Origin of the sequence: Paenibacillus sp. JMULE4, from assembly GCF_013337105.1 — a bacterium.
Taxonomy (GTDB): Bacteria; Bacillota; Bacilli; order Paenibacillales; family NBRC-103111; genus Paenibacillus_G; species Paenibacillus_G naphthalenovorans.
On record NZ_SGWF01000014.1, the window covers coordinates 248,486 to 270,423 of the forward strand.

Annotated in this window: 22 protein-coding genes and 3 pseudogenes; 7 read left to right on the forward strand and 18 right to left on the reverse strand. The window is 46.4% G+C overall.

From position 1 onward, the window contains the following. Positions 1–4: 4 nt before the first annotated feature. Both EXW96_RS14045 and EXW96_RS14050 read right to left on the reverse strand, forming a co-directional pair. On the reverse strand, positions 5–163 hold the full coding sequence (locus EXW96_RS14045) for a hypothetical protein (RefSeq protein WP_174350793.1): 159 nt from the start codon (positions 161–163) through the stop codon (positions 5–7). A 60-nt stretch (positions 164–223) separates the two neighbouring features. Further along, positions 224–433, reverse strand: coding sequence for a YezD family protein (locus EXW96_RS14050; RefSeq protein ID WP_054817971.1), 210 nt, complete (start codon positions 431–433; stop codon positions 224–226). Between the two features lie 469 nt (positions 434–902). Between EXW96_RS14050 and EXW96_RS14055 the strand changes: the two genes are divergently transcribed. Continuing rightward, entirely contained in the window at positions 903–1,439 is a 537-nt protein-coding gene (locus EXW96_RS14055; protein WP_054817972.1) for a GNAT family N-acetyltransferase, read from the forward strand. A gap of 75 nt (positions 1,440–1,514) precedes the next feature. Here the strand turns inward: EXW96_RS14055 and EXW96_RS14060 are convergent, their stop codons facing one another. The 12 genes and pseudogenes from EXW96_RS14060 to EXW96_RS28550 form a co-directional block, all read right to left on the reverse strand. Next, entirely contained in the window at positions 1,515–2,486 is a 972-nt protein-coding gene (locus tag EXW96_RS14060) for an ABC transporter ATP-binding protein (protein WP_174350794.1), read from the reverse strand. Beyond that, positions 2,473–3,501 carry an ABC transporter ATP-binding protein gene (locus tag EXW96_RS14065; protein WP_174350795.1) on the reverse strand — a complete coding sequence of 343 codons (1,029 nt, stop codon included), beginning with the start codon at positions 3,499–3,501 and terminating at the stop codon, positions 2,473–2,475. The genes EXW96_RS14060 and EXW96_RS14065 overlap by 14 nt, the downstream gene beginning before the upstream one ends. A 6-nt stretch (positions 3,502–3,507) precedes the next feature. Continuing rightward, positions 3,508–3,690, reverse strand: a pseudogene (locus EXW96_RS27525) (ABC transporter permease); the annotation flags it as partial. A 47-nt stretch (positions 3,691–3,737) separates the two neighbouring features. After that, positions 3,738–4,016 (reverse strand): annotated as a pseudogene (locus EXW96_RS28540) (VOC family protein); the annotation flags it as partial. A 20-nt stretch (positions 4,017–4,036) separates the two neighbouring features. Then, on the reverse strand, positions 4,037–5,254 hold the full coding sequence (fdhA, locus tag EXW96_RS14075) for a formaldehyde dehydrogenase, glutathione-independent (RefSeq protein WP_062407308.1): 1,218 nt from the start codon (positions 5,252–5,254) through the stop codon (positions 4,037–4,039). Positions 5,255–5,432: 178 nt separating this feature from the next. Next, positions 5,433–6,074, reverse strand: a complete 642-nt coding sequence (locus EXW96_RS14080) for a GntR family transcriptional regulator (RefSeq protein WP_062407306.1) — start codon at positions 6,072–6,074, stop codon at positions 5,433–5,435. 215 nt (positions 6,075–6,289) lie between these two features. Continuing rightward, on the reverse strand, positions 6,290–7,000 hold the full coding sequence (locus tag EXW96_RS14085) for a 4-carboxy-4-hydroxy-2-oxoadipate aldolase/oxaloacetate decarboxylase (protein ID WP_174350797.1): 711 nt from the start codon (positions 6,998–7,000) through the stop codon (positions 6,290–6,292). Continuing rightward, on the reverse strand, positions 7,000–7,731 hold the full coding sequence (locus EXW96_RS14090; protein ID WP_171005846.1) for a PIG-L deacetylase family protein: 732 nt from the start codon (positions 7,729–7,731) through the stop codon (positions 7,000–7,002). Before EXW96_RS14090 ends, EXW96_RS14085 begins: the two co-directional genes overlap by 1 nt. An 18-nt stretch (positions 7,732–7,749) precedes the next feature. After that, positions 7,750–8,634: a DUF6282 family protein gene (locus EXW96_RS14095; protein WP_062407302.1), complete on the reverse strand. Its 885-nt coding sequence runs from the start codon at positions 8,632–8,634 to the stop codon at positions 7,750–7,752. A 138-nt stretch (positions 8,635–8,772) separates the two neighbouring features. Further along, positions 8,773–9,791, reverse strand: a pseudogene (locus EXW96_RS28545) (tripartite tricarboxylate transporter substrate binding protein). A gap of 71 nt (positions 9,792–9,862) precedes the next feature. Next, the gene (locus EXW96_RS14110) at positions 9,863–11,371 is read right to left on the reverse strand and encodes a tripartite tricarboxylate transporter permease (protein ID WP_235594247.1); all 1,509 of its coding nucleotides are present in this window, start codon (positions 11,369–11,371) and stop codon (positions 9,863–9,865) included. 11 nt (positions 11,372–11,382) lie between these two features. Continuing rightward, positions 11,383–11,625, reverse strand: coding sequence for a tripartite tricarboxylate transporter TctB family protein (locus EXW96_RS28550; RefSeq protein WP_174350799.1), 243 nt, complete (start codon positions 11,623–11,625; stop codon positions 11,383–11,385). Between the two features lie 199 nt (positions 11,626–11,824). Here EXW96_RS28550 and EXW96_RS27530 point away from each other — a divergent pair, with 199 nt between their 5' ends. Then, on the forward strand, positions 11,825–13,330 hold the full coding sequence (locus EXW96_RS27530; protein WP_254611197.1) for a transposase: 1,506 nt from the start codon (positions 11,825–11,827) through the stop codon (positions 13,328–13,330). Between the two features lie 324 nt (positions 13,331–13,654). On the opposite strand, the gene EXW96_RS14125 is transcribed toward EXW96_RS27530, so the two are convergent. The 3 genes from EXW96_RS14125 to EXW96_RS14135 all read right to left on the reverse strand — a co-directional run bounded on the left by EXW96_RS14125 (position 13,655) and on the right by EXW96_RS14135 (position 15,350). Beyond that, a complete protein-coding gene (locus EXW96_RS14125) occupies positions 13,655–14,008 on the reverse strand; it encodes a DUF1932 domain-containing protein (protein WP_254611384.1) in 354 nt (117 codons plus the stop codon). Further along, positions 14,005–14,550, reverse strand: coding sequence for an NAD(P)-binding domain-containing protein (locus tag EXW96_RS14130; RefSeq protein ID WP_174350801.1), 546 nt, complete (start codon positions 14,548–14,550; stop codon positions 14,005–14,007). The genes EXW96_RS14125 and EXW96_RS14130 overlap by 4 nt, the downstream gene beginning before the upstream one ends. A gap of 158 nt (positions 14,551–14,708) precedes the next feature. After that, entirely contained in the window at positions 14,709–15,350 is a 642-nt protein-coding gene (locus tag EXW96_RS14135; protein ID WP_062407292.1) for a GntR family transcriptional regulator, read from the reverse strand. A gap of 227 nt (positions 15,351–15,577) precedes the next feature. Between EXW96_RS14135 and EXW96_RS14140 the strand changes: the two genes are divergently transcribed. Both EXW96_RS14140 and EXW96_RS14145 read left to right on the forward strand, forming a co-directional pair. Continuing rightward, complete coding sequence (locus EXW96_RS14140) at positions 15,578–16,000, forward strand: MarR family winged helix-turn-helix transcriptional regulator (protein WP_054818014.1); 423 nt, start codon at positions 15,578–15,580, stop codon at positions 15,998–16,000. Positions 16,001–16,061: 61 nt separating this feature from the next. Beyond that, positions 16,062–16,688, forward strand: a complete 627-nt coding sequence (locus EXW96_RS14145; protein ID WP_054817982.1) for an FMN-dependent NADH-azoreductase — start codon at positions 16,062–16,064, stop codon at positions 16,686–16,688. 24 nt (positions 16,689–16,712) lie between these two features. Here EXW96_RS14145 and EXW96_RS14150 read toward each other — a convergent pair whose 3' ends face one another. After that, a complete protein-coding gene (locus EXW96_RS14150; RefSeq protein ID WP_174350802.1) occupies positions 16,713–18,359 on the reverse strand; it encodes a PucR family transcriptional regulator in 1,647 nt (548 codons plus the stop codon). Between the two features lie 136 nt (positions 18,360–18,495). Here EXW96_RS14150 and EXW96_RS14155 point away from each other — a divergent pair, with 136 nt between their 5' ends. The 3 genes from EXW96_RS14155 to ald are packed head-to-tail and all read left to right on the forward strand — an operon-like array spanning position 18,496 to position 21,877. Beyond that, positions 18,496–19,872: an aspartate aminotransferase family protein gene (locus EXW96_RS14155; RefSeq protein WP_217437365.1), complete on the forward strand. Its 1,377-nt coding sequence runs from the start codon at positions 18,496–18,498 to the stop codon at positions 19,870–19,872. Beyond that, complete coding sequence (locus EXW96_RS14160; protein WP_174350804.1) at positions 19,869–20,762, forward strand: NAD(P)-dependent oxidoreductase; 894 nt, start codon at positions 19,869–19,871, stop codon at positions 20,760–20,762. Before EXW96_RS14155 ends, EXW96_RS14160 begins: the two co-directional genes overlap by 4 nt. Further along, positions 20,759–21,877, forward strand: a complete 1,119-nt coding sequence (ald, locus tag EXW96_RS14165) for an alanine dehydrogenase (protein ID WP_054817989.1) — start codon at positions 20,759–20,761, stop codon at positions 21,875–21,877. Before EXW96_RS14160 ends, ald begins: the two co-directional genes overlap by 4 nt. Positions 21,878–21,938: the final 61 nt, after the last annotated feature.

Below are 21,938 nucleotides of genomic sequence, written 5' to 3' on the forward strand. Positions count from 1 at the left end.
TCGGTTACAGCAGCCAATGCAGACAATAGAGTGAACGGTTCCCGACGCTGCGCCTGCAAGCAGCAGGAGCGAGAAGGCGCAGCCGCCGAATGCCGGCAAACGTCGTCGGCTGCTCCGCGGACAGGAATGCTTTAGCATAAAAAAAGAAGACGATAGCACACAAGGCTTCGTCTCCGGTCATCCGGTCGATATGTAATTGCACTTTAGTTTATATGAAATGCATCTATCTGCCGACGCCCTGTATGGGCTTGCTGTGCCGGATGACCGCGCTGCTGCGGTCTGAATCGGCTTCAAAACGCTTGCGCTCCGTTCTTTCAATCTGCACAATACGACCGTCATGAACAACAATTTGAACGGATCCGTATTCCAAACCATTTAAGCTTTGAGCGATACGCTCGTTCCACAGTTCGTTGACATTGAATTGCTTTGCCATACTTGATCCCTCCTGTAACCCATCGTTGAATGCTTCGAATGTATCAGATCATTTCTACGATATTTCCGATGCACATACTGGGTTTTGTATGAAGTATATGATGGATGAATAGGTATGTCAATGGAAATCTCAGTTTTTCCCAAATTGGCATGAATGCGGTATACTTCACGATTCCAATCTAGTTCTTTCAGCACAAATAGGGGATCTAACGTTCATTCCCCGCTTCTGCTTTTATATCAGGAAGATTTTTAGTTTGTCCGTTCAGACAGGCAAATGTCTCCGGGTGAAGGTGTGTCCTTCCTGGAATCATGTGATATTGAAAACTTTTATATCAAAATAGAATATTTCTCTAATAAACCCGATATGAATAGTAATATTTTGCGTTTATAATGAATTTGTTACCAGACATCAACCAGACATCATTTGGCGTGAAATGAACACATTCCAAACAGAAAGGATAGGCAGGGATATGACACTTCAACCCAAGGTTGTCATACGCGATGCGAAGGATTCGGAGAAAGAACAGCTGTGGGCGGTTTTACTCGAGGCCTACCGGCAATACGCAGACGTTATTCCTGATAAGTGGGAAGCCTACCGGCAAAATATATACGATTCCGTCTATCAGGATGGCGCTCTCGCACGAATTGTAGCCGAGATCGACGGACAAATTATCGGCAGCGCCCTGCTCTATGACTCGGCGGATTCTGCTTACGGTAACCCCGATATCGTCATTCCTTCACCCGTTATGCGCCTGTTAGCCGTGTCGCCACGCGTCAGAGGAAAAGGCATTGCCGCACTGCTGGTCAAGGAAATCATTGAACGCGCCAGATCGCTTGGAGCCGACTCTCTGCATTTACACACATCGGACATGATGGCTGCTGCCATAAAACTGTACGAACGGTTGGGCTTCCAACGCGCCTATGAGACCGATACGCATAACGGAAGCACCTTGGTCAAAGGCTACAGGATTGAAATTAAAAGAGCCGATTATCCGCTTGAAGCCTGAATGTATTTTGCACCCGTCAAATCATAAACGCCCGGAATGCTCCGGGCTCTTTGCGTTTATCGGCTTATGCCATATTTACTTCATATACAAGTGGCAGCTTACCGCATGCCCTTCCTTCCACTGCGCTAGCACCGGAGCTTCTGCCTCGCAGCGCGAGAACGCATACCGGCAACGTGACTGAAACGGACAACCCGACGATACTTCCAACGGATTGGGCAAGTCGCCCTTTAATATTATTTTTTCCCGTTTCGCATGCCGGGCATCCGTTGGAATGGAAGATACCAAAGCTTCCGTATAGGGGTGGAGAGGATGATCATACAATTCCTCCACCGCCGCGATCTCCACCACTTTCCCCAAATACATGACGGCCACCCGGTCGCTCATATAATGAACAACATTCAGATCGTGTGAAATAAACAAATAGGTCAGCGACAGCTCCCGCTGCAGGGATCGCAGCAAATTCAGGATCTGCGCCTGAACCGAAACATCCAGGGCCGATACCGGTTCATCGAGCACGACAAATTCCGGCCGGAGCATCAGCGCTCTTGCAATGCCGATTCGCTGGCGCTGTCCGCCGCTTAATTCATGCGGATAACGGCTCCCAAAGGAGGAGTCTAATCCAATGGTTTCAAGCATCTCGTCAACCCGGCGTCTCCGCTCCTTTTTGTCCCCCAGCCGATGGATCGCCAGGGGTTCCTCTAATAACCGGCCTATAGTAAATCTGGGATTTAACGACGAATAAGGATCTTGAAAAACGTACTGGATGCGTTGGCGAATCTTCCGCGGGTGCATGGAATGACTGCCGTCAAGCTCTGTGCCGTCATAGATGAGTTTTCCGCCGCTTGGCTCCAATAATCTGGCCGCGATTTGGCCGACGGTCGACTTCCCGCAGCCGCTTTCGCCCACAAGCCCTAACGTTTCTCCCTTCCCGAAGGAGAGGGATACACCGTCTACCGCGCGAAGAGTTTGAGCTTTCCACGGCCATGATTTCCGCAAATAATGCTTTTGAATATGCCTTAACTCGATCAGTCGATCAGCTGACGGCATCGGCCTTCACTCCTTCCCCGGCAGCCAAAATGCACCTTGCCCTGTGGGCTTCATCGATACTCAAGAAAGCAGGCGCTTCCGCCGTACAGCGTTCCGTCGCATACGCGCACCTGGGAGCGAAGCGGCAGCCTGTCCCCCGATCCTGCAAAGCGGGAACGGTTCCCGGTATCGAGTAAAGCGCCTTTTGTTTCTTGGCGGGTGTCGGAATCGAATGAAGAAGCCCTATCGTATAAGGATGCCTTGGCCGCTCGAAAATATCGTCGACCGTCCCTTCTTCCACGATATTTCCCGCATACATGACGGCAATGCGGTCGCACATATCGGCAACGAGGCCCAAATCATGCGATATGAGAATGATGGACGTTCCATCCTCTTCCCGGATTTTCTTCATGAGGTCCAGGATTTGAGCTTGGATCGTGACGTCCAAAGCTGTCGTCGGCTCATCCGCGATCAGCAGCCCGGGATTGCAGGAAACAGCCATCGCAATCATGATCCGTTGGCGCATGCCTCCGGAGAGCTGATGCGGATATTCGGATAACAGCGCTTCCGGCCGTGAAAGACCCACTTTACGAAACAGTCGGACCGTACGTTCGACCGCTTCCTTGCGCGAACAGCCCAAATGAAGCCGGAGCGTCTCTATGACTTGCGTCCCCACGGTTAAGCCGTCATTTAAGGAGCTCATGGGATCCTGGAACACCATGGATAGCTCTTTTCCCCGGAATCCCCGAAGCTCCTTATCTCGTAATTGATGAAGCGGGTGCTTTCCTTTATACCAGATTTCGCCTTCGGTCATTTGCATGGCATTCGGCAGAAGACCCAGCACGGAAAGCGACAATACGCTTTTCCCGCAGCCCGATTCACCAACGATCCCTACAATTTCCCCTTTTGACACGGAAAGAGAGACGCCGTCGAGTACGGATAACCTCCCTTTGCCGCGGGCTTGGTTTAGCTCCACCCGCAAATTGCGTATTTCAAGCAATGGTTGTTGTTTTCCCGTCTTGACCCCGTCGTTCAACGCCTTCTACCCCCTTTTATCCCGTATGTCCCGGATCCCGTCGCTCAGCAAATTAAAGCCCAATACCGACAATGTAATGAAAATGCCGGGCGCCAACGTATACCATGGAGCTTTGCCCAAATAGCTTTGGGACTCGTTGAGCATCCTGCCCCAGCTGGGATCGGGCGGTTGAACGCCAAGCCCCAAATAGCATGACCGATATCGCCATCCGTCCAGCCTATGCCATATCCGCTTTTTTCAATCGCGGCATATCGGCGTTCCAAAGCTTGCGGAGAATAAGTCCGCAATGCCGTATGACCAATGCCCGGCTGTTTCGATTCCGTTAATTTCATACAATACCTTTCGTATTGTCCCCATCCGCGGAGATACACCGACTGTCCGGCACGCCCCGCTTCTTCCATACCGAGAATATCCTTAAAAAACCGGAGGCTTTCATCCGGTTTGGGTGTCAAAAGCTCCACATGACCCAGATGCGCAATATCTCTGATCGGCTCATGATACGAATCCATCCTCATTCACCTCTGAAATATCATTTTTATTTCTTCAGAATGCCATGAGGATCAATGACATATTTCCTGGCGGCTCCCTTATCGAAAGCCGCATAGGCTTGAGGGGCTTCATCCAGCGATATGACCGTCGCATTCACTGCCTTTGCGATTTGCGCCCTGCCGCGAAGGATCGACATCATCAATTCATAATGATATTTCATAACGGGAGTTTGCCCTGTCACAAATGTATGCGCTTTCGCCCAACCCAATCCGAATCTGATCTTCAGGGTTCCTATCTTGGCGTCTTCATCTAGAGCACCGGGATCTCCCGTCACATACAAGCCCGGAATCCCCAATTTGCCTCCTGCCCGCGTCACCTGCATGATCGAGTTTAAGACCGTTGCCGGCGCCTCCGAATGTTGAGGTCCGTGTCCATGAGCTTCGAATCCTACACAATCAACCGCACAATCGACTTCCGGCACACCAAGAATCTGTTCGATTTGTTCCCCCAAATTGTCATGCTTGCTTAGGTCGACCGTCTCACATCCAAAGCTTCTGGCTTGCTCCAATCGCTCCGGGTTCAAGTCTCCAACTATAACTACCGCGGCCCCCAGCAACTGTGCCGAATGCGCAGCAGCTAACCCTACAGGGCCCGCGCCTGCCACGTAAACGGTGGAGCCGGGTCTTACTCCTGCGGATACCGCTCCATGATAGCCCGTTGGAAAAATATCCGAAAGCATCGTCAAATCGCGAATTTTCTCCATGGCCTGGTCTTTATCGGGAAACTTTAACAGCTGGAAGTCTGCATAAGGGACCATGACGTACTCTGATTGACCTCCTACCCAGCCTCCCATATCCACGTAACCGTACGCAGAACCAGGACGATCCGGATTTACATTCAAACAGACGTGTGTATGCTGTTCTTTACAAGCGCGGCAGCGGCCGCATGCAATATTAAAAGGAACCGACACCAAGTCACCTTTTTGGATAAACTCTACATCCCGGCCAACCTCAATCACTTCACCCGTGATTTCATGTCCCAACACCAGACCGGCGGGGGCTGTTGTACGGCCGCGTACCATATGCTGATCGCTGCCGCAAATATTCGTTGTTACAACCTTAAGGATAACGCCATGATCACACTTGCGTCCGACATTTTTGGGGTTCACTCCCGGGCCATCCCTGAGAATTAATTCGGGATATTGAATATCTTCAACCGCTACGTTCCCTGATCCCTTATACACAACCGCCCTGTTCCCTGCCATGCTTTCTCCTCCTTCATCGTTTCATTAAAATAATTCAAAAATGAATTCTATATTGATCTACAATATTGATCGCAATTCAAGTATAGTTTTTTCATATTCGTATGTCAATGCAAATGTTAAATTTATCCTGCGCTGCGCACAAAAAAAACGCCCTGCCACTGGACGTTTTAAAATATGCCTAAAGCAAATATTGATAGTTCTGTGCAATGGTTTGACGCACATTAGCCACATGGTTCTTAATCGCTTCTTCTGCTTCCTTTTCATTGTGCGATTTGAGGGCCTGAAGTATTCTCTCATGCTCTATAAAAGACTGCTGATTTCTCCCCGGGACTAATATGGTTTTGAAGTGAATGCGATTTAATTGCGTTTTAATGGTGTTGATTAATGAAATAGCTTGAACATTCTTCGATGCATTGTATATGACATTGTGAAATTCACGATTCAATAAGGAATATTCGTCAAATCTGTTCTCTTTAATATGTGAATTCATGGTCTCGAGAATGTTTTCAAGCCGTTTGATGTCGGCTTCACTGATGTTCTTAGCAGCACTTTTGGCCACTAACCCCTCAAGAACCTCGCGTATTTCCATATAATTGATGACTTCCTCAAGCGTAAAAGATTTGATGGTGGCTCCTTTGTTGTTCTCCACTTCAACCAAGTTTTCCCGTTCCAGCATCATAAGCGCCTTTTTAATGGTATTTCTGCTGACACCTATGGCCTCTGCAAGCTGGTTTTCCGTTAATTTTTGCGATGGTTTGTAAACACCGGTCAAAATTTTTTCCTTAATATATTGAAAAGCAATGTCCGTTTGACCGCCCATATCCTTACCCCATTTCTTACCATGTGCTTAATTTAGATATACAAAAAAGTTGAACAATACTATCATACAATATATTTTTTTTATGAAAATGTCAATACAATAAGAAAAAACGGGTTTTGCGCCGCACGCAAACCCGCCCGTCATTTCCTTGTAACTACCCGCATTACCCAGGATTGCTCATAAGAACGTACTGAGATTCTTCATCGTCAACATTGTCAACACGATTTCCTTGCCGTTCTTGCTTCCTCGCTCTCGTAATACACTACATTTTCTTTTTCCAAAATCCCTCTCAAATTATAAAAATCAAGGCTTAGCTCTCCTCTTTCGATTCTGGCCTTGGTATTTTCCTCCTTGGCCATTCTTTGGTTAGAGCTCTCCAGTGCAAGCTTGAGGTCTTCTTTTTTCACAAAAACAATTCCGTCATCATCAGCCATCACCAAATCTCCGGGGTTAACAGAGGCTCCGCCGCACACCGCCGGTGCATTCACCCAGCCACCGCGTGATTTCGTCGAGCCTTGCGAGTGAATGGCTTTGGACCAAACCGGAAATCCGCATTCTCTGATTTTGGCTACATCGCGGATTCCCGCTTCGGTAACGACACCTTGAACTCCGCGTTTCATAAGTGCATTGACGATGAGCTCCCCTATCATGCCCGTGCGGCTTTCCCCGATTGTCGTAATGACCAGAACATCACCCGGCTTGCAAATTTCGATGGCGGCATGAATCATTAAATTATCTCCCGCATAACAGGTGACGGTGACCGCTGGACCGCAAATCTTATTTCCCGGTTTGACCGTCTGCAATTCATGACTTACAAGGCCGATTTTTCCCTGGGCCTCATATACGGTAGAGACATCAAGCTTGGAAAATTGTTCGATGATCGTTTGATCAGGCCGGTCAATGTTTCTTACAATGTACCTTTCCATCAGTTGAACTCGCCTCCAACATAAGGGAAGCAGCGGCTGAAGGCTTCGGCATATTGGTATTGATTGTTGCCGGAAACCCTGCGGGCGTGATTGCCCCGAAGCTTGGCCTTTGCCCCGTAATATTCAATTAAATGCTTCTGGGCTTTAAAGCAGTTCATCGCAGCTTCCTTCTGCTCGTAGGTTTCGGTAATATCTATGATCACGTCGGGCTTGAAGTCGCTGATTTCGGATTGATGGGGCTCAAAGCCGAATAGGCGCGCCTGCTTGGCCGTCGGATACCCGTCGATTCGCACACCGTTCGAGGTCGAAAGAACACTTGCATCAAATACGAACTTCCCAACGGTCTCATGATCCGGATTAAATGCGTCTTTAAAGCCATGTGTCAAAATATGATGCGGAGCCGTTTCACGGATTTTACAAACCATCCGCTCCATCCGTTCGTCAGTTATTTTCATATGGTAATCTTCATAATCCCAAATTTCCATTTGACGGATGCCAAGATGCTCCGCGGCTTGTTCGATTTCCTGACGCCGGATTTTTTTGACGTTTTCGACGGTTTGCCCTTCGATATTCCAAAGGTCATTCGATTCCCCTCTAACGCCGTAGCTTAATATGACTAACGAGACGTTAGCCCCGTGCTTGATGTATTTGGCAATCGTACCTCCGCCTCTCCACACAAAATCCGCTGCATGGGCACTGACAACCAATAAATTCGTGTTCTGATCAATCATGCTTTCATCTCCCTTAATTTATTCTTCTACTAAAAATGAAGTATTTTCCACCATCATGTTTTTCAGTTCTTCTTTAGTAAAACCATTATTTAATAAATTGGCAGCAAACATCGCCAACCCTTCATCGGGGTACGGACCGTTTGGTTGACCTAAGTCCGTTGATAAAATACAGTTTTGAGGCCCTACGAAACGAATCTGCTCGTATACCGCTTCCCAGGTTGTCTTATTGGAATGAGGCGTGGTAAAACAGTGTTCCATAAATGCCCCTTGTTGAGCCAGTTCTTTTTGTTCCTCCTTTGTAAAATCGATAGAAGGAAAATTCGGATGCGTAACTACGATTTTCTTGACTTTTAAATCAACGGCTGCTTTCACTAAAGCGAATGTCTCCGCCTTCCCTAAATGCCCGGTAGCGAGGATAAGGTTATAATGCGAGATGATATCCAAAATATCGTAAACTTCTTTTTTAAGTTTGGATTCCTCCAAAATGGATATACTGGATTGGGTTTTTCCTTGTTCAATTAATTCCATCTGCAATTTGGCCCAAAAAGGTAATTTGGTATGGGATCCTTTTCTAAAAAACTCTTGCTCGTTCGTAGCGTCAAATGTAGGCATCCAAACAATTTTCGCTCCATCGCGGGCTGCCATTTCTACGGCCAGAGGGTTGAGTCCACCCACTGAATTATTTAAGCTGATCGCTCCAATCAAGTTTACGTCGGGATAAACTTTATGGACTAATTTCGCCCGTTCTGCCGTACAAAAATAGTGTGATTTTATTCCATATCCTTTCATCCCAACTTTTCGGATGCGTTCCGCCATTTCAAGATCATCAAGCTTTCTGGACATGACATCCGGTCCCGTGTGAACATGCAGGTCATAGGCCCCTTCAAGCAATTCTGGATACACATGATTTCCTCGCTTTCTTAAGAGTAAGGTCAATTAATTGAGTTTCATTAAAGTTTTCAATATTGTTAAACAATATTGCGCAATAATGATTATAATCCGCTGTTTGATTTATGTCAATTGCATCATTGAAACATGACATCACCAACCAAGCATCGTCTTAAGCTCCATTATGGCTGCTTCCTGCTTCTTTAACAGCTGTATATAAGCATCTCCTTTCGTCAGATCAACCTTCATGCCCAATTCGCTCGCTTTATTAATAAATTCCGGATTGGTTTCTGCTTTCTCAATAGCACTCTGGAGCTTTGCAATGATTTGCGGATCAATGCCTTTAGGCCCTGCTATACCTCTGGATGCATAGGTGATCGAATTCTCGAAACCCACTTTTTCTTTCATCGTAGGCACATCCGGAAGCTTAGGATTGCGTTCCGGCCCAAAAACACTTAGAGCCTTTAACTGACCGCTATGAACCTGGTCAATCGCTCCCCCGATTTCCCCAATCAGTACATCGACATGACCGCCGAGTACACTTGCTATGGCTTCCCCCGTACCGCCAAATTGAACGAATCTAAATTTCGTTCCCAGTTCTTTGTTCATTGACAATGCAATCAAATGATTGCTTGAACCTATACCATTGCTGGTTACGGATATCTCGTTATTTTTGCATACTCAATAAGATCATTAATAGTTGCAAAACGTTTATCGTCAGGACGTACGGCAATGAGTCCTTCATCAACCCCGTGATTAATAATATGTTCAAAGCTGTCCAAGTTCTCTTTTCTATTGGCGGAAGGGTTGATATATCCAGTAATTAACGCCGGATTGACGATGACACCAAGGGTGTAGCCATCAGGTTTGGCATTCACTAAATCGGCGTAAGCTACCCAACCTGCAGCCCCCACCTTATTTTCAACCACGACCGGAACTCCCAAATCCTTCTCTAAATAAGAGGCTAAAAGACGCGCACCCAGGTCAGTTCCCCCGCTTGCGGCAAAGGGTACAATGAGCTTAATCGGCTTATTGGGCCAATCGATTTGCTGAGCGCCGGCCGCCCCCTTACCGGCTGCATCCGTAGAATCATTAGAGGACCGCGGGGTACATCCAATAAGCGCTCCAAGGATTAATACAATAATGGCTAAAGCAACAAACGTTTTTTTCATAGCAAGCCACCCTTTATCATTTTTTTATATAAATTTTATCCGAACGTCTATTCTCATATGGACACCAAATCTTACATTTCCACATCTTCTGTAACGGGCCGTTTATTTTTTATCGAGGCAACGATGCTGATGAGCATGGTAAGAATGGCGATCGATAAGATCGTCCCGGAAAGCGGTCTCGTGAAGAACCCGAGAACATCCCCCTGAAAAATAGTTAAAGACTGCAATAACGTTTTCTCTAAAAGAACGCCCAACACATAAGTTAAAATAATGGGAGCCAGTGGAATTTCAGCCTTTTTAAATAAATAGCCTAGAATTCCAAAGACCAGCATTGCCCCTACATCAAACATGCTGTTATTCAGGCTGTACGTTCCAACAATTGTGATCATGATAATGATCGGCAAGAGAAGTTTAAAGGGAATCATCGTAATTTTCGCCCACACATTGGCCATCGGCAGGTTCATGACTAACAGAATGGCGTTTCCGATAAACATACTCGCTATAATTCCCCATACCAGGTCCGGGTTTTTCTGGAACAGCGTCGGTCCCGGAGTAAGACCATGCATAATAAAAGCGCCTAACAATACCGCGACGGTAGGAGAGCTCGGAATCCCCAGTGTGAACAGCGGAATTAATGCGCCACCGCTGTAGGAATTGTTAGCCGTTTCCGGCCCGGCCACCCCTTCCAAAGCCCCTTTTCCAAAGCGGGAAGGATGTTTAGACAGCTTCTTTTCCATAGAATAGCTAAGAATCGTAGGAATGACCGAGTTGGTTCCCGGAATTAATCCGATCAGGAAGCCCAATATGCTTCCCCTGCCGATCGCTTTCATAGAAGGTCCCCATTCCTCCTTTTTAGGAAGCAGACCGTTCACCTTAGAAGGTACTGCAGCTTTCCCTTTCAAGTTTTCTTCGGCATTGATAAATAGTTCGGAAAGCCCGAACATCCCCATCGCAATGGCTATAAAGTCTATACCTTTCATCAATTCCGTTTGACCGAAAGCAAATCGAATGATGCCGGAGCTTTGATCCTGGCCAATAAACGCTATAGATAAACCGAAAAGCGCTCCGATAACCCCCTTTAATAAAGATTTTCCCATTAATCCAAGCAGCAAAGAGAGCCCTAAAATCACCAAAGCAAAAAATTCAGGAGGACCAAAATTAAGCGCCTGCTTCGCCAGAAAGGGGCCGATTAAAACTAACCCGACAATGGAAACAATGCCTCCGATGAACGAACCGATACCCGCGATCCCAAGCGCTGCCCCCGCTCGACCCTGCTTGGCTAACGGGTGGCCGTCCAGACATGTAATTAACGAGGAGGCCTCCCCTGGGGTATTAATCAATACGGATGTGATGGTCCCTCCGTACATGCTTCCATAGTAAATGCCAGACAGCATGATAATCGCAGATACCGGCTCAAGTGCAAAAGTCAAAGGCAAAAGGAGCGCCGTTCCTGCTGTAGGACCCAATCCGGGAAGAACACCGATGAACATGCCGAATGTAACGCCCAACAGACAATACAACAGGTTTTGCCACGTAAGCGCTGTCTCGAATCCAAGCAGTAAGTAACCTAACGATTCCACGATTTCCCCTCCTACCATCCCAAGTCATTTACAGGTAACGGCACCTGTAAAAGGATTCCGAAAACCCAAAATACGATGAAAGATATCGAAGCGGAGAGCCCTAAACTCCAATACCATTTATAGCCCCGCATAAACAAGAGAAATAAGGTTATCGTACTGCCAATTAAAAAACCCAATAAAGGTGCGATAATGATAAATAGGATGAAAGAACCCGCGCATACCAAAACATTGATAAGCCCTTCACCTTTAGGCAAAATCCGGGAGAAAAGAATGATATCTATGATCTATGCAGTTCGTGTCATTAACTGGTAAACGGTGGTTTTTGCTGCACAAATGTCACTAATTTCTCGAAATTAGGACGAAAAACCACTTGACATTTTGGAAACACCCCCATAATCGCGAAGGATACCTCTATTTGCAGGGTATATCTTCTAGATTATAGGTGGTTTGCCAATGTCAGCGTTACAAAAACTGAGATTTACTGAGCTCAATCATAGTGAATGCGCGGGAGCCCCCGTCCTAAAAAGTTTGTGGGATCGTTTTGACTTCTCTCTGCTGCTCTCCCAATCCGGCATGATGAAGCGTAGTGGAACACCGTCTTGGCTCCTTTGCTTCCTTTATGTCGTCGGTCTCGTTTCCAATTGTTCATCCGTTGTTCAAATGGCACAGTTAGCCGACAAGGATGCCTTGCTGAAAGTCATGTTCCAGCCCTGGAAGCTCACTCAGTATACGTTGAGCCGCTTCTTCACGACTAGCTTTGCCTGGATGACCTTTGGAAAAAAGCGTGTCGAGCGATTGCAGCAAGATACCCTGACCCGACTCTCCGATGGGGATGTGGTCAATCTCGATGATACGCATAGTGCGCATCCCTACGCCAAACAACTTCCGTTTCTCAGCTGGCTCTACGACCATTCCACAAAAACATATGCATGGGCGATGAATCTTGTGGTCCTGCAAGCTGTCCTAAAAAGCGGATTGGAATATCCGTTGTTTTACCGCGTGTGGCATAAGCCGGAAACGAAGGGTGAGGGTCTTACGAAGCTGGATCTGGCCAGACAGATGCTTTTGATGCTGCGTGAATCCGTCACATGCCGACTGTGGGTGGCGATGGACCGGTGGTATCTGTGCAAGAAATTTTTCGTATTCCTAGAAGAAAACAACTTTGATTGGGTAACCAAGGCCAAGCGCAACACCGCTTTATTCCGTAAAGTCATTGAACCCGGTACCCGTCGAGAACGCTTCGTGCCGCTGACTCCGGTCATGCTCATCCGCGAAGTGTTCAAGGATTTGACTCGTCAAGCGACATCCGGATTGAGTTCCATTTCCATTCCGGGTATTTACATGAAGCGCCCTTACACCACTATAAATCGAAAAGGAAAGCAAGTGACCAAACAACGATTTGTACCGATCGCCGCTGTTGTCGCCATGCGATTAAAGGAAGATGAACAACCCGATTCGAATCCCGTCCAGACAGAAGAGGAAGAGTCCCCTGCCACTTACAGAGGCGCGTACTTGCTCATCAGTAACCGCTTTGATGCGCCGGAGCAAGCATTGCAGACCTACGTAAAACGCTGGCGGATCGAAGTGTTCTTTCGTGCAGCCAAGCAGGAACTGGCTTTTGAAAAGTGCCATGCCCAATCCGAAGCGCATCACCATGCTCATTTCGAGCTATTGTTCGCCGCTGAGACATTATTAGCCGTTGCGCTTTTCGAACTGAACAAAGAAAAAACGAGTGATGAAGGCTACACCCACGGCGAAATGGTTCGTGGCCTCTTCCACACTCGTTGTCAGGTTCGCGTGAAAAACCACAAGGGCATTCAGCGAATCTCTATTGATTGTGACATACAAGTGCGGCAATTTGCAAGACTAATTGAATTGTTTTGGCCAGAGCATTATTTAATGCTTCTTTGGGTTACACCCAGACCAGAACTTTACCAGGTCTTACCACGAACTGCATAGGTCATGTGATATCTTTTTTTAGCGAAATGACCAGATAGATTATGGAAAAAACGAAAGTGAGTCCGCTCACCCACCGTGGCAGCATCCCGGGACCCGGGCCGTATTCGCTGTAATAATCCATCGATAATGATTCCCAAAACATGATTCCGCTATAGAGGAGAAAGAAAACAGCCATGTAAACGCCTAAGTTTTTCAAATGAAGCACATCCTTTATTCATTCTCGCATGAACTTTTATCCGTTTTCACTCGTGCCAAACCCCTGCTTATAAGACTTTCAATTTTTACCCGGTTAGCGCTTTCAATCTCTCGCCTATAATGAATGATTTATTGTGGTACGGATTTATTCATTAATGCTTCAAGAACCTGCACAAAATGATCGGGAACCTTCATATCGAAATGGGATTTTAAATCCAGGTCAACGATCTGCTGCAGCTTTCCCTTGGTCGCCAAGGATACGGAGTAATCCAAATCCAGATCCTTCAATGTGCCGATGACTTCTTCCATCTCCGCTACTCTTCTCTCCGCATGAATAGCAGTACGTGTAAGAAGTAAATTGGCTAATTCCTCAGTGGAATGGCTAGATAGGGTCCCCCGGATGGAAGTCAATATTTCTCGGTCAATTCCTGATTTATAAGCTGCAGTCAATGTTTCCAGAAGCAAGGCTGTAAACCCTTTCATAAAATACTTCGAATCATTTTCATTGCTGAAGCGCTTCCGGCCTCCTCGTTGATATAGGTAATGTTCATTCCGTATCTCCCCATGACATCCGAAAACTTACGTGCGCCTGTACCACTGGCCGAAATCGGAACTTTATGGCGGTGAGGAGGAACGGCTTCCATGACTGCCGCATCTACAAACCATACGCCTGCTTGATCCATAAGCTTAGAAATTTCTTGCTTTACTTTTGGAGATGCCGAATTCATATCCACATAAATTTGCTCTTTTCGCAAAAAAGCAGCGGCTTCTTGAGCGATCATAAGCGCATACTTGGCACTGGTTGCACAAAAAACAATGCGGCTGCTTTCAATTAATTGCTTCAAAGACGAAGTTAAAGTCACATTAGTCAAATCAGCCCTTTCTTTAATGATAGCCCCAGCCACCGGCTCTGCTGCCATTACGTCGAATGCGAAGATAGATGAAACTCCCTCGGACACTAAACCGCTCGCCATATGAAATGCTGCTTCACCGAATCCGATGAAGCCTATACCCGGTTGGTTCAATGTACTAACCTCCCTTTATCAGTAAGCAATCAAATACATGAAAGTTGAAACATATAGACTACAATAATGTTCAACAATTATGTTTACAACAAAAAATATAACGCATCTGCAAATTCGTGTCAATAACTTAGCAAAAAAAGTCGAAAAATTGGAGCCTGTTACAACAAATATTGATAATTATTTTCTATTGTTTTTCGGACGTTAGAGATGTGCTGCTTAATGGCCAACTCAGCCATTGCCGCATCATGGTTTTTCAAAGAAGCAAAAATCATTTTATGTTCATTGAGAGAACTTTCGTTTCTTCCGGGAATGAGCAGTGTTCTGAAGTGGAACCGCATTAACTGCGTTTTTATCATACTCACCATTTCCGTCGCTTGTATATTTCTGGATGCATTGTAAAGTATATTATGGAATAACCTGTTTAATTTGGAATATTCATCAATTTGATTTTGCTTCATACAATGTTCCATTCTTAATAAGAGCTGCTCCAGCTCATCAATTTCTGTATCCTTTATATGCTGTGCCGCCGATCTGGCAATGATCCCCTCCAAGGCTTCCCTTATTTCAAGATAATTTTTCACTTCTTCCAAGGTAAACGATTTAATGGTCGCTCCTTTATTGTTTTCAATGCTAACCAAATTTTCCCGCTCCAGCTTTAACAAAGCTTTTTTCACAGTGTTTCGGCTTACGCTTATCATTTCCGACAACTGACTTTCAATCAATTTTTGAGTTGGTTTGAAAGTACCGTCCAATATTCGCTCACGAATATATTTATAGGCATACTCTGTTTGATTACTCATTATCTTTTCTCCTATGATAAAGTTTTATTGAACAATTTTGTAATACAATTATGTGCAAAATTAATCATAAATATTTCGTAAGTGGATGTCAAGGAGCAAATGAATGCGCGCCACTTCCACTTTTTTGAAGGAAAACGGTTCGATTCCTCATCCTAATTGACACCTGGGCTATTTATGAATATAATCACATTTGTTATAGCAACTTTTTAAGGAGAGGGCTGGATTTGATGCTTCCTTTACAAGAATATATCAGCATTTTTATTCATCAGACCGATTTAACCCTCACCAATTATATTAAATCCAAGCTGGCTCCTTTTCAGCTCGCGCCGGAGCAGAATTTGGTTATGATGCTTCTTTGGGAAAAAGACGGCCTTAATCAAAATGAAATTGCCGAGAAGCTGAAAAAAGATAAAACGAATATTGCCCGTATGGTCTATAATCTGGAGCAAAAAGGCTTTATTCACAGAGTGGTCGGAGAACACGATCGGCGTTCACTAAGGGTTTTCCTGACGGATGAAGGAAAAAAATTAGGCGAGCAAGTCATTCCCATAGCCGAGGAATTTAATCGTTTGGTATGTAAAGGAATTACCGAGGAAGAGCTAACCGAGTTAAGACGAATCCTTACTAAAATGAGTTCCAATATGGAGTAGGAGCTTTTCTCCGTCTAATAGTTGCTATAACAACAAAATAACAGCATCGATGGAGGTTATTATGGCTAAGGTACTTTTTGTCAAAGCAAATCCCCGCCCGGTTGAGCAAGCTGTCAGTGTTAAGCTGTACCAGGCATTCCTCGAAAGCTACAAAGAATCCCATCCCCAGGATGAGATCATTGAATTGGATCTGTTTAAGGAAAATTTACCGTATTATGATGCGGATAAAATTAACGGGATGTTTAAATTAGCCAAAGGATTGGAACTTACTCCGGAGGAACAAGCGGCTGCCCATACGGTAAATCAATATCTGGACCAATTCCTTGCCATGGATAAGATCGTATTCGCCTTCCCGCTCTGGAACTTCACTGTTCCTTCCGTACTTCATACGTACTTGGATTATCTGAGTCAAGCAGGCAAGACCTTCCGGTATACTCCAGAAGGCCCCGTCGGGCTGCTTCAGAATAAGAAGGTTGTTTTGTTAAATGCAAGGGGCGGCGTCTATTCCAGCGGACCTGCGCAATCTGCCGAGATGGCAGTCAACTATGTAACCAATATTTTAAACTTTTGGGGAGTAAAAGACATCACAACCGTCATTGTAGAGGGGCACAATCAATTCCCTGACAAGGCAGAAGAAATTATTCACGAAGGTCTTGTAAAAGCGACTACTTTCGCAAGCCGCTTCTAATTAGACAGCGTCAATCGGATGATTTCACTTATGAAGCGGATGATCTACAAGATGATAAGCGTAGATCGCCAGTTCGAGGCAAATTCGTTTGTGCGGTTTTAAAAAATCGGGGCCGAGCAGTTCTTTGCATTTTTCCAGACGGTGGTACAGCGTTTGTCTGTGGATAAACAACTGTTCCGCCGTTTCCTGTTTATTCCCCATGTTTTTAAAATAGACGGAAAGTGTTTCCAAAAGCGGAATATCGGTTTCGTCCTCAAACTTGAGCAAAGGTCCGATATGGTCATGAACAAATTTTTTTAACAAACGCGCATCCGAAATATGGGTCAAAATTTGATAGACTCCCAGTTCATCATAAAAAGGGCTGGCTCCCGGCAGCAGAATGCCGATGTTCAATGTTTTGTCCGCCTCGTCAAAACTGAAATGCATATCGATCAGTCGTGTCTTCGGCTGGCTGAACCCTACGAACAGATCGAGATTCCCACGGAAATTATGGGATAGATTTTGCCGGAGCTCATGCAAGGTTTTTGTTAACTTTTCTTTAAAATCAAAGGCTGAAAAAGAATACGATTCCTTAAAACAAAGGATATATAATTGATTTTTTTTATTCAGCAGCAAGCAGTGAAATCCTTGCTTTCTCAATAAAGTACGGCATAATACGAGCAAATCCTGTTTGACCGATTCTATTACTTCCTCATTTTCATGCTTCAGGTCGTGAACAATCTGCATGATTCCCGCCATAAAATAATAATCTTGCTTATCTGTCGGCTGCAAACCAATGCGCGCGCGCATCGCATCTTCCTGATGAACATTGCCTATTAATAAATCTTCCATGAATTGCTGTTGGGTTTCCATCGCTTTTTCTTCGAGAAACAATTTTCGGAGGAGCACGTGAGCTGTCGCCTGTATCGCATAATCAAGAATAAACGGCAAATGGTCGGATACGGGCTGGTCGGGCAGCAACAGCGCTATATATGAAAGGGTATTTCCAAAACAAATGACCGGCTGGATCAAAATTTTCCGGGAAGCGTCAAAAGGCAATTCGCATAAGGAAGAGACGACATCCGCTCGTCCATCTACAAGCCGCTGATAAGTTTCGAGTTCCGTGTGATAGCTGGAAGGAATGGCATAGGAGTTGCCGACGAGAGAATAAAAAAGTACCGGATATTTGGTCCGTTCATGCAGCAATTGAAGAATCGGTTTAATTTCGGTAGATTGAAGCGTCAATTTTTGTAATTCCCGGGACAACTGTTCCAATTCCTGCAAAAAATGATGGTGTTTATTAATAATCCATGCATGCAGATCCTGGGTAATGTCGACGAAACGGACCGGTTGTTCGAAAGCAATGAGCGGGAAATGGTGTTTATCGGCCAATTTGATCATGTCACCGGGAATGGTCGTCAGATGTTCTCCCAATTCAATGCAAAGTCCGGCTGCTTTTTGTTCAATTAATTGATTCATATAAATATGCCGGATTTTTATACTTTTAAGAGCGACACCGGTTGTCAAGATCAAATCGTCTTCATTGACGAATGGGCTCAGATGGGTAGTTTCCACAATATGCACCCAGCGTACGTTACGGCGTATTCCCTCGTGACCGGCAATGATGCGAGCATGGCGGAAAAGAGGACGTTCGAGAATGGCTTCGACGGTTAATTTGTCATCATAATCCATGACGTGCCTCCCTTAATGACTTGATTGACAATATGTCTAATTATTTACAAGATCACTAAACACTTTGTCAGCTAAAAAGATGTTAATTTTAATGTAAGCTAATATTACATTAAAGTCAATGAGGGAGAAAAAAACCATGTTAAACAAACAGGAACTGTTGGAAAAAGACAGCAAATATCTATGGCATCAAATTTCCCCGCACAATGAAAATCCGATGATTGTTGTATCGGGAGAGGGAAGCTGGATTACGACCATTGACGGAGAGCGGTTTTTCGATGGGATGTCCGGCCTGTGGTGCGTAAACATTGGTCATGGGCGTGAAGAAATCGCCGAAGTGGCAAAAGAACAGATCAAGACGATTGCTTATGCGTCCCTTGTGCAAAGTCATGTGCCTGCCATTGAACTGGCGGCGAAAATCAACGAATGGCTGGAAGGAAATTACCGGATTTTTTATTCGAATTCGGGTTCGGACGCCAACGAAGTAGCATTCAAAATTGCCCGCCAATATCATCACCAAAACGGCGAGCCTACGCGTCATAAATTTATCTCCAGGCATCGGGCGTATCATGGCAACTCGATGGGAGCATTAGCAGCGACCGGTCAAGCACACCGAAAAATCAAATATGAACCGCTGACGCCGGGTTTCCTGCATGTTCCGCCGCCCTATTGCTACCGCTGCCCGTTTGGCAAGGAGAAAGGAAGCTGCCAGCTGGAATGCGCGCAAATTTATGATGAGGTCATGAACTGGGAAGGCGCGGAAACGGTCGCCGGCGTCATACTTGAACCTGTCATTACCGGCGGAGGGGTTATTGTGCCGCCTCCCGAGTATTTGCAAGAGGTTAGGAAAATTTGCGACAAATATGGTGTATTGATGATTGTCGATGAAGTCATCTGCGGATTTGGGCGTTCCGGAGCAAAATTCGGACACTTCAATTTTGCGGTGAAGCCGGACATCGTCACCATGGCCAAAGGCATCACAAGCGCCTATTCGCCGCTTTCCGCAACAGCGGTCCGGGCCGAAATATATCAAGCGTTCAAGCAACCGGAGGCCGACGCTCATTTCCGACACATTAATACATTCGGAGGCAATCCGGTTTCCTGTGCCATCGCCTTAAAAAATATTGAAATTCTTGAAAAAGAAAATCTGGTCGGTCAAGCAGCCAAAATGGGCAAGTTATTGGAGGAAAAACTCGCCCGATTGACCGTTCATCCGCATGTTGGGGATATCCGGGTATTTGGTTTTCTGGCCGGGATTGAATTGGTGGAAGATAAAGAAAGCAAAGAGCCAGCCTCTACCGATATCATGTTGAAGGTGCTGTCGGAATGCCAAAAACAAGGACTGCTGGCAGGCAAAAACAGCGATACCGTTCCGGGATTCAACAACATCATCACATTGTCTCCGCCGTTTGTCACCTCCGAAAAAGAAATTGATTTTATCGTGGACACGCTGGATCAAGCATTGGAACGTTTAGCCGCAGCGGATAAAGTGAATATAGGGGGACAGATCGGATGAAGGTAGGATTTATCGGCCTGGGTACTATGGGGTTAAGGATGACGACGAATCTGTTAAAAAGGGGGTTTGAAGTCTATGTATACAGCCGCAGCCGCGGACCGATCGAAACGGCCGTATCCCGCGGAGCTATGGAGGCCTTGAATCCGGCAGATTTGGCGGCGAAAACCGATATCGTGCTTACCTGCTTGCCTATGCCGGATACGGTGGAACAGGTATACTTCGGAGAAAACGGCATCATGGCCGGTATCCGACCGGGGATGATCCTGGCCGATCACAGCACGGTAGGTCCGGATTTGAGCCGAAAAATCGATGCGGAAGCAAGGAAAAAAGCCGTTTCCTTCATCGACGCGCCTGTAAGCGGAGGTCCGTCGGGCGCAGAGGCCGGCACCCTGACCATCATGTGCGGCGGAGATCAGGAAGCCTTGAACCGGGCCCTTCCCGTGTTTCAAGCGATGGGCCAAAAGATCATGCATATGGGGGACAGCGGCAGCGGCAGCATTACGAAACTGATTAATAATATGCTTTTCGGGGCGCATACATCCGTTCTTGCCGAAGCTCTGGTGCTTGCAGAAAAAACGGGGATTCATAAAGAAAAAATGTTCTCGGTGCTCCAATCGAGCACAGGGAACAGCGCGGCTCTTAACTGGGTTTTTCCGTTAATCGTCAACCGTGAATTTGCTCCACGCTTCAGCATTGATCTATTGCTGAAAGATATGCGCATCGCCTGTGAGGTTGCCCGTAATGAAGGGATGGTGCTGCGCGTGGCGGAAACGGCCCGGGAAGCTATTGCAGCCGCCCAGCAATCGGGGTATGGCGCCTCTGATGTGTCAGCCGTTATCCGTCCGATGGAAGACAAATACAGATTGATTGTCAAAGGGGAGTCCGTATGATTATCAGCGTGCCGAGAGAAATAAAGAATAACGAAAACCGCGTAGCGATTACGCCTGCAGGGGTTTCGACGCTTGTCCAAGCCGGGCATCAGGTCAAAATCGAAACACGGGCCGGCATTGGAAGCGGATTTGCCGATGAAGATTATGCCGCAGCGGGAGCGAAGATCGTACAAACGGCGGAAGACGCTTGGGAAGCGGACATGGTTATGAAAGTAAAAGAACCGCTTCCGGAAGAATACCGTTATTTTCGCCAACATTTGATTTTATTCACCTACCTGCATCTTGCCCCGCTGCCGGATTTGACAAAAGCGCTGCTGGATAACGCAGTTACCGGCATTGCTTATGAAACCATTCAGCTGGATAACGGAGAACTGCCGCTGCTGCAGCCGATGAGCGAGGTGGCCGGACGCATGGCCGTTCAGGTCGGCGCGCATTATCTCGAAAAAGCTTCAGGGGGAAAAGGGGTGCTCCTTGGCGGAGTACCGGGCGTACTTCCTGGCCGGGTAACGATTATCGGCGGCGGCATCGTCGGGATCAACGCCGCGAAAATAGCAGCAGGCATGGGCGCGCAGGTCACGTTGCTCGACATCAACCCAAGCCGCCTCCGGTATCTGGACGAAATCTTTAACGGCCGAATCCGGTTATTGATGTCCCATCCTTATAACATCGCCCAAGCCGTAAAAGATTCGGATCTAGTGATCGGAGCCGTTCTGATTCCGGGGGCGCGATCACCCCGGCTCGTAACCGAAGAGATGGTGAAGCAAATGGAACCGGGTTCGGTCATCGTCGATGTTGCGATTGATCAGGGAGGATCGATTGAAACGATTGACCGCGCTACCACGCATGATGAGCCAACTTATACCAAGCATGGCGTCATCCATTACGCCGTGTCGAATATGCCTGGAGCTGTTGCCCGCACATCCACATTGGCGCTGGCCAACGCAACGACTCCCTATGCGCTGCAAATCGCCAACGACGGCTTTAAAGGGGCGATTGCCAAAAATAAAGCGATCGCCCGTGGAGTGAATACGCTGGATGGCAAAATTACGTTCAAAGGCGTCGCCGAAGCGCTTGGTTACCCGTTTTCGGAAGTCGAGAAAATGATAAGTGCTTGAGGCTTGAATCCGTAAGCGCCACTTTCATTGCTATCCATTCTAAAAAAAGGAGCAGCTCCGT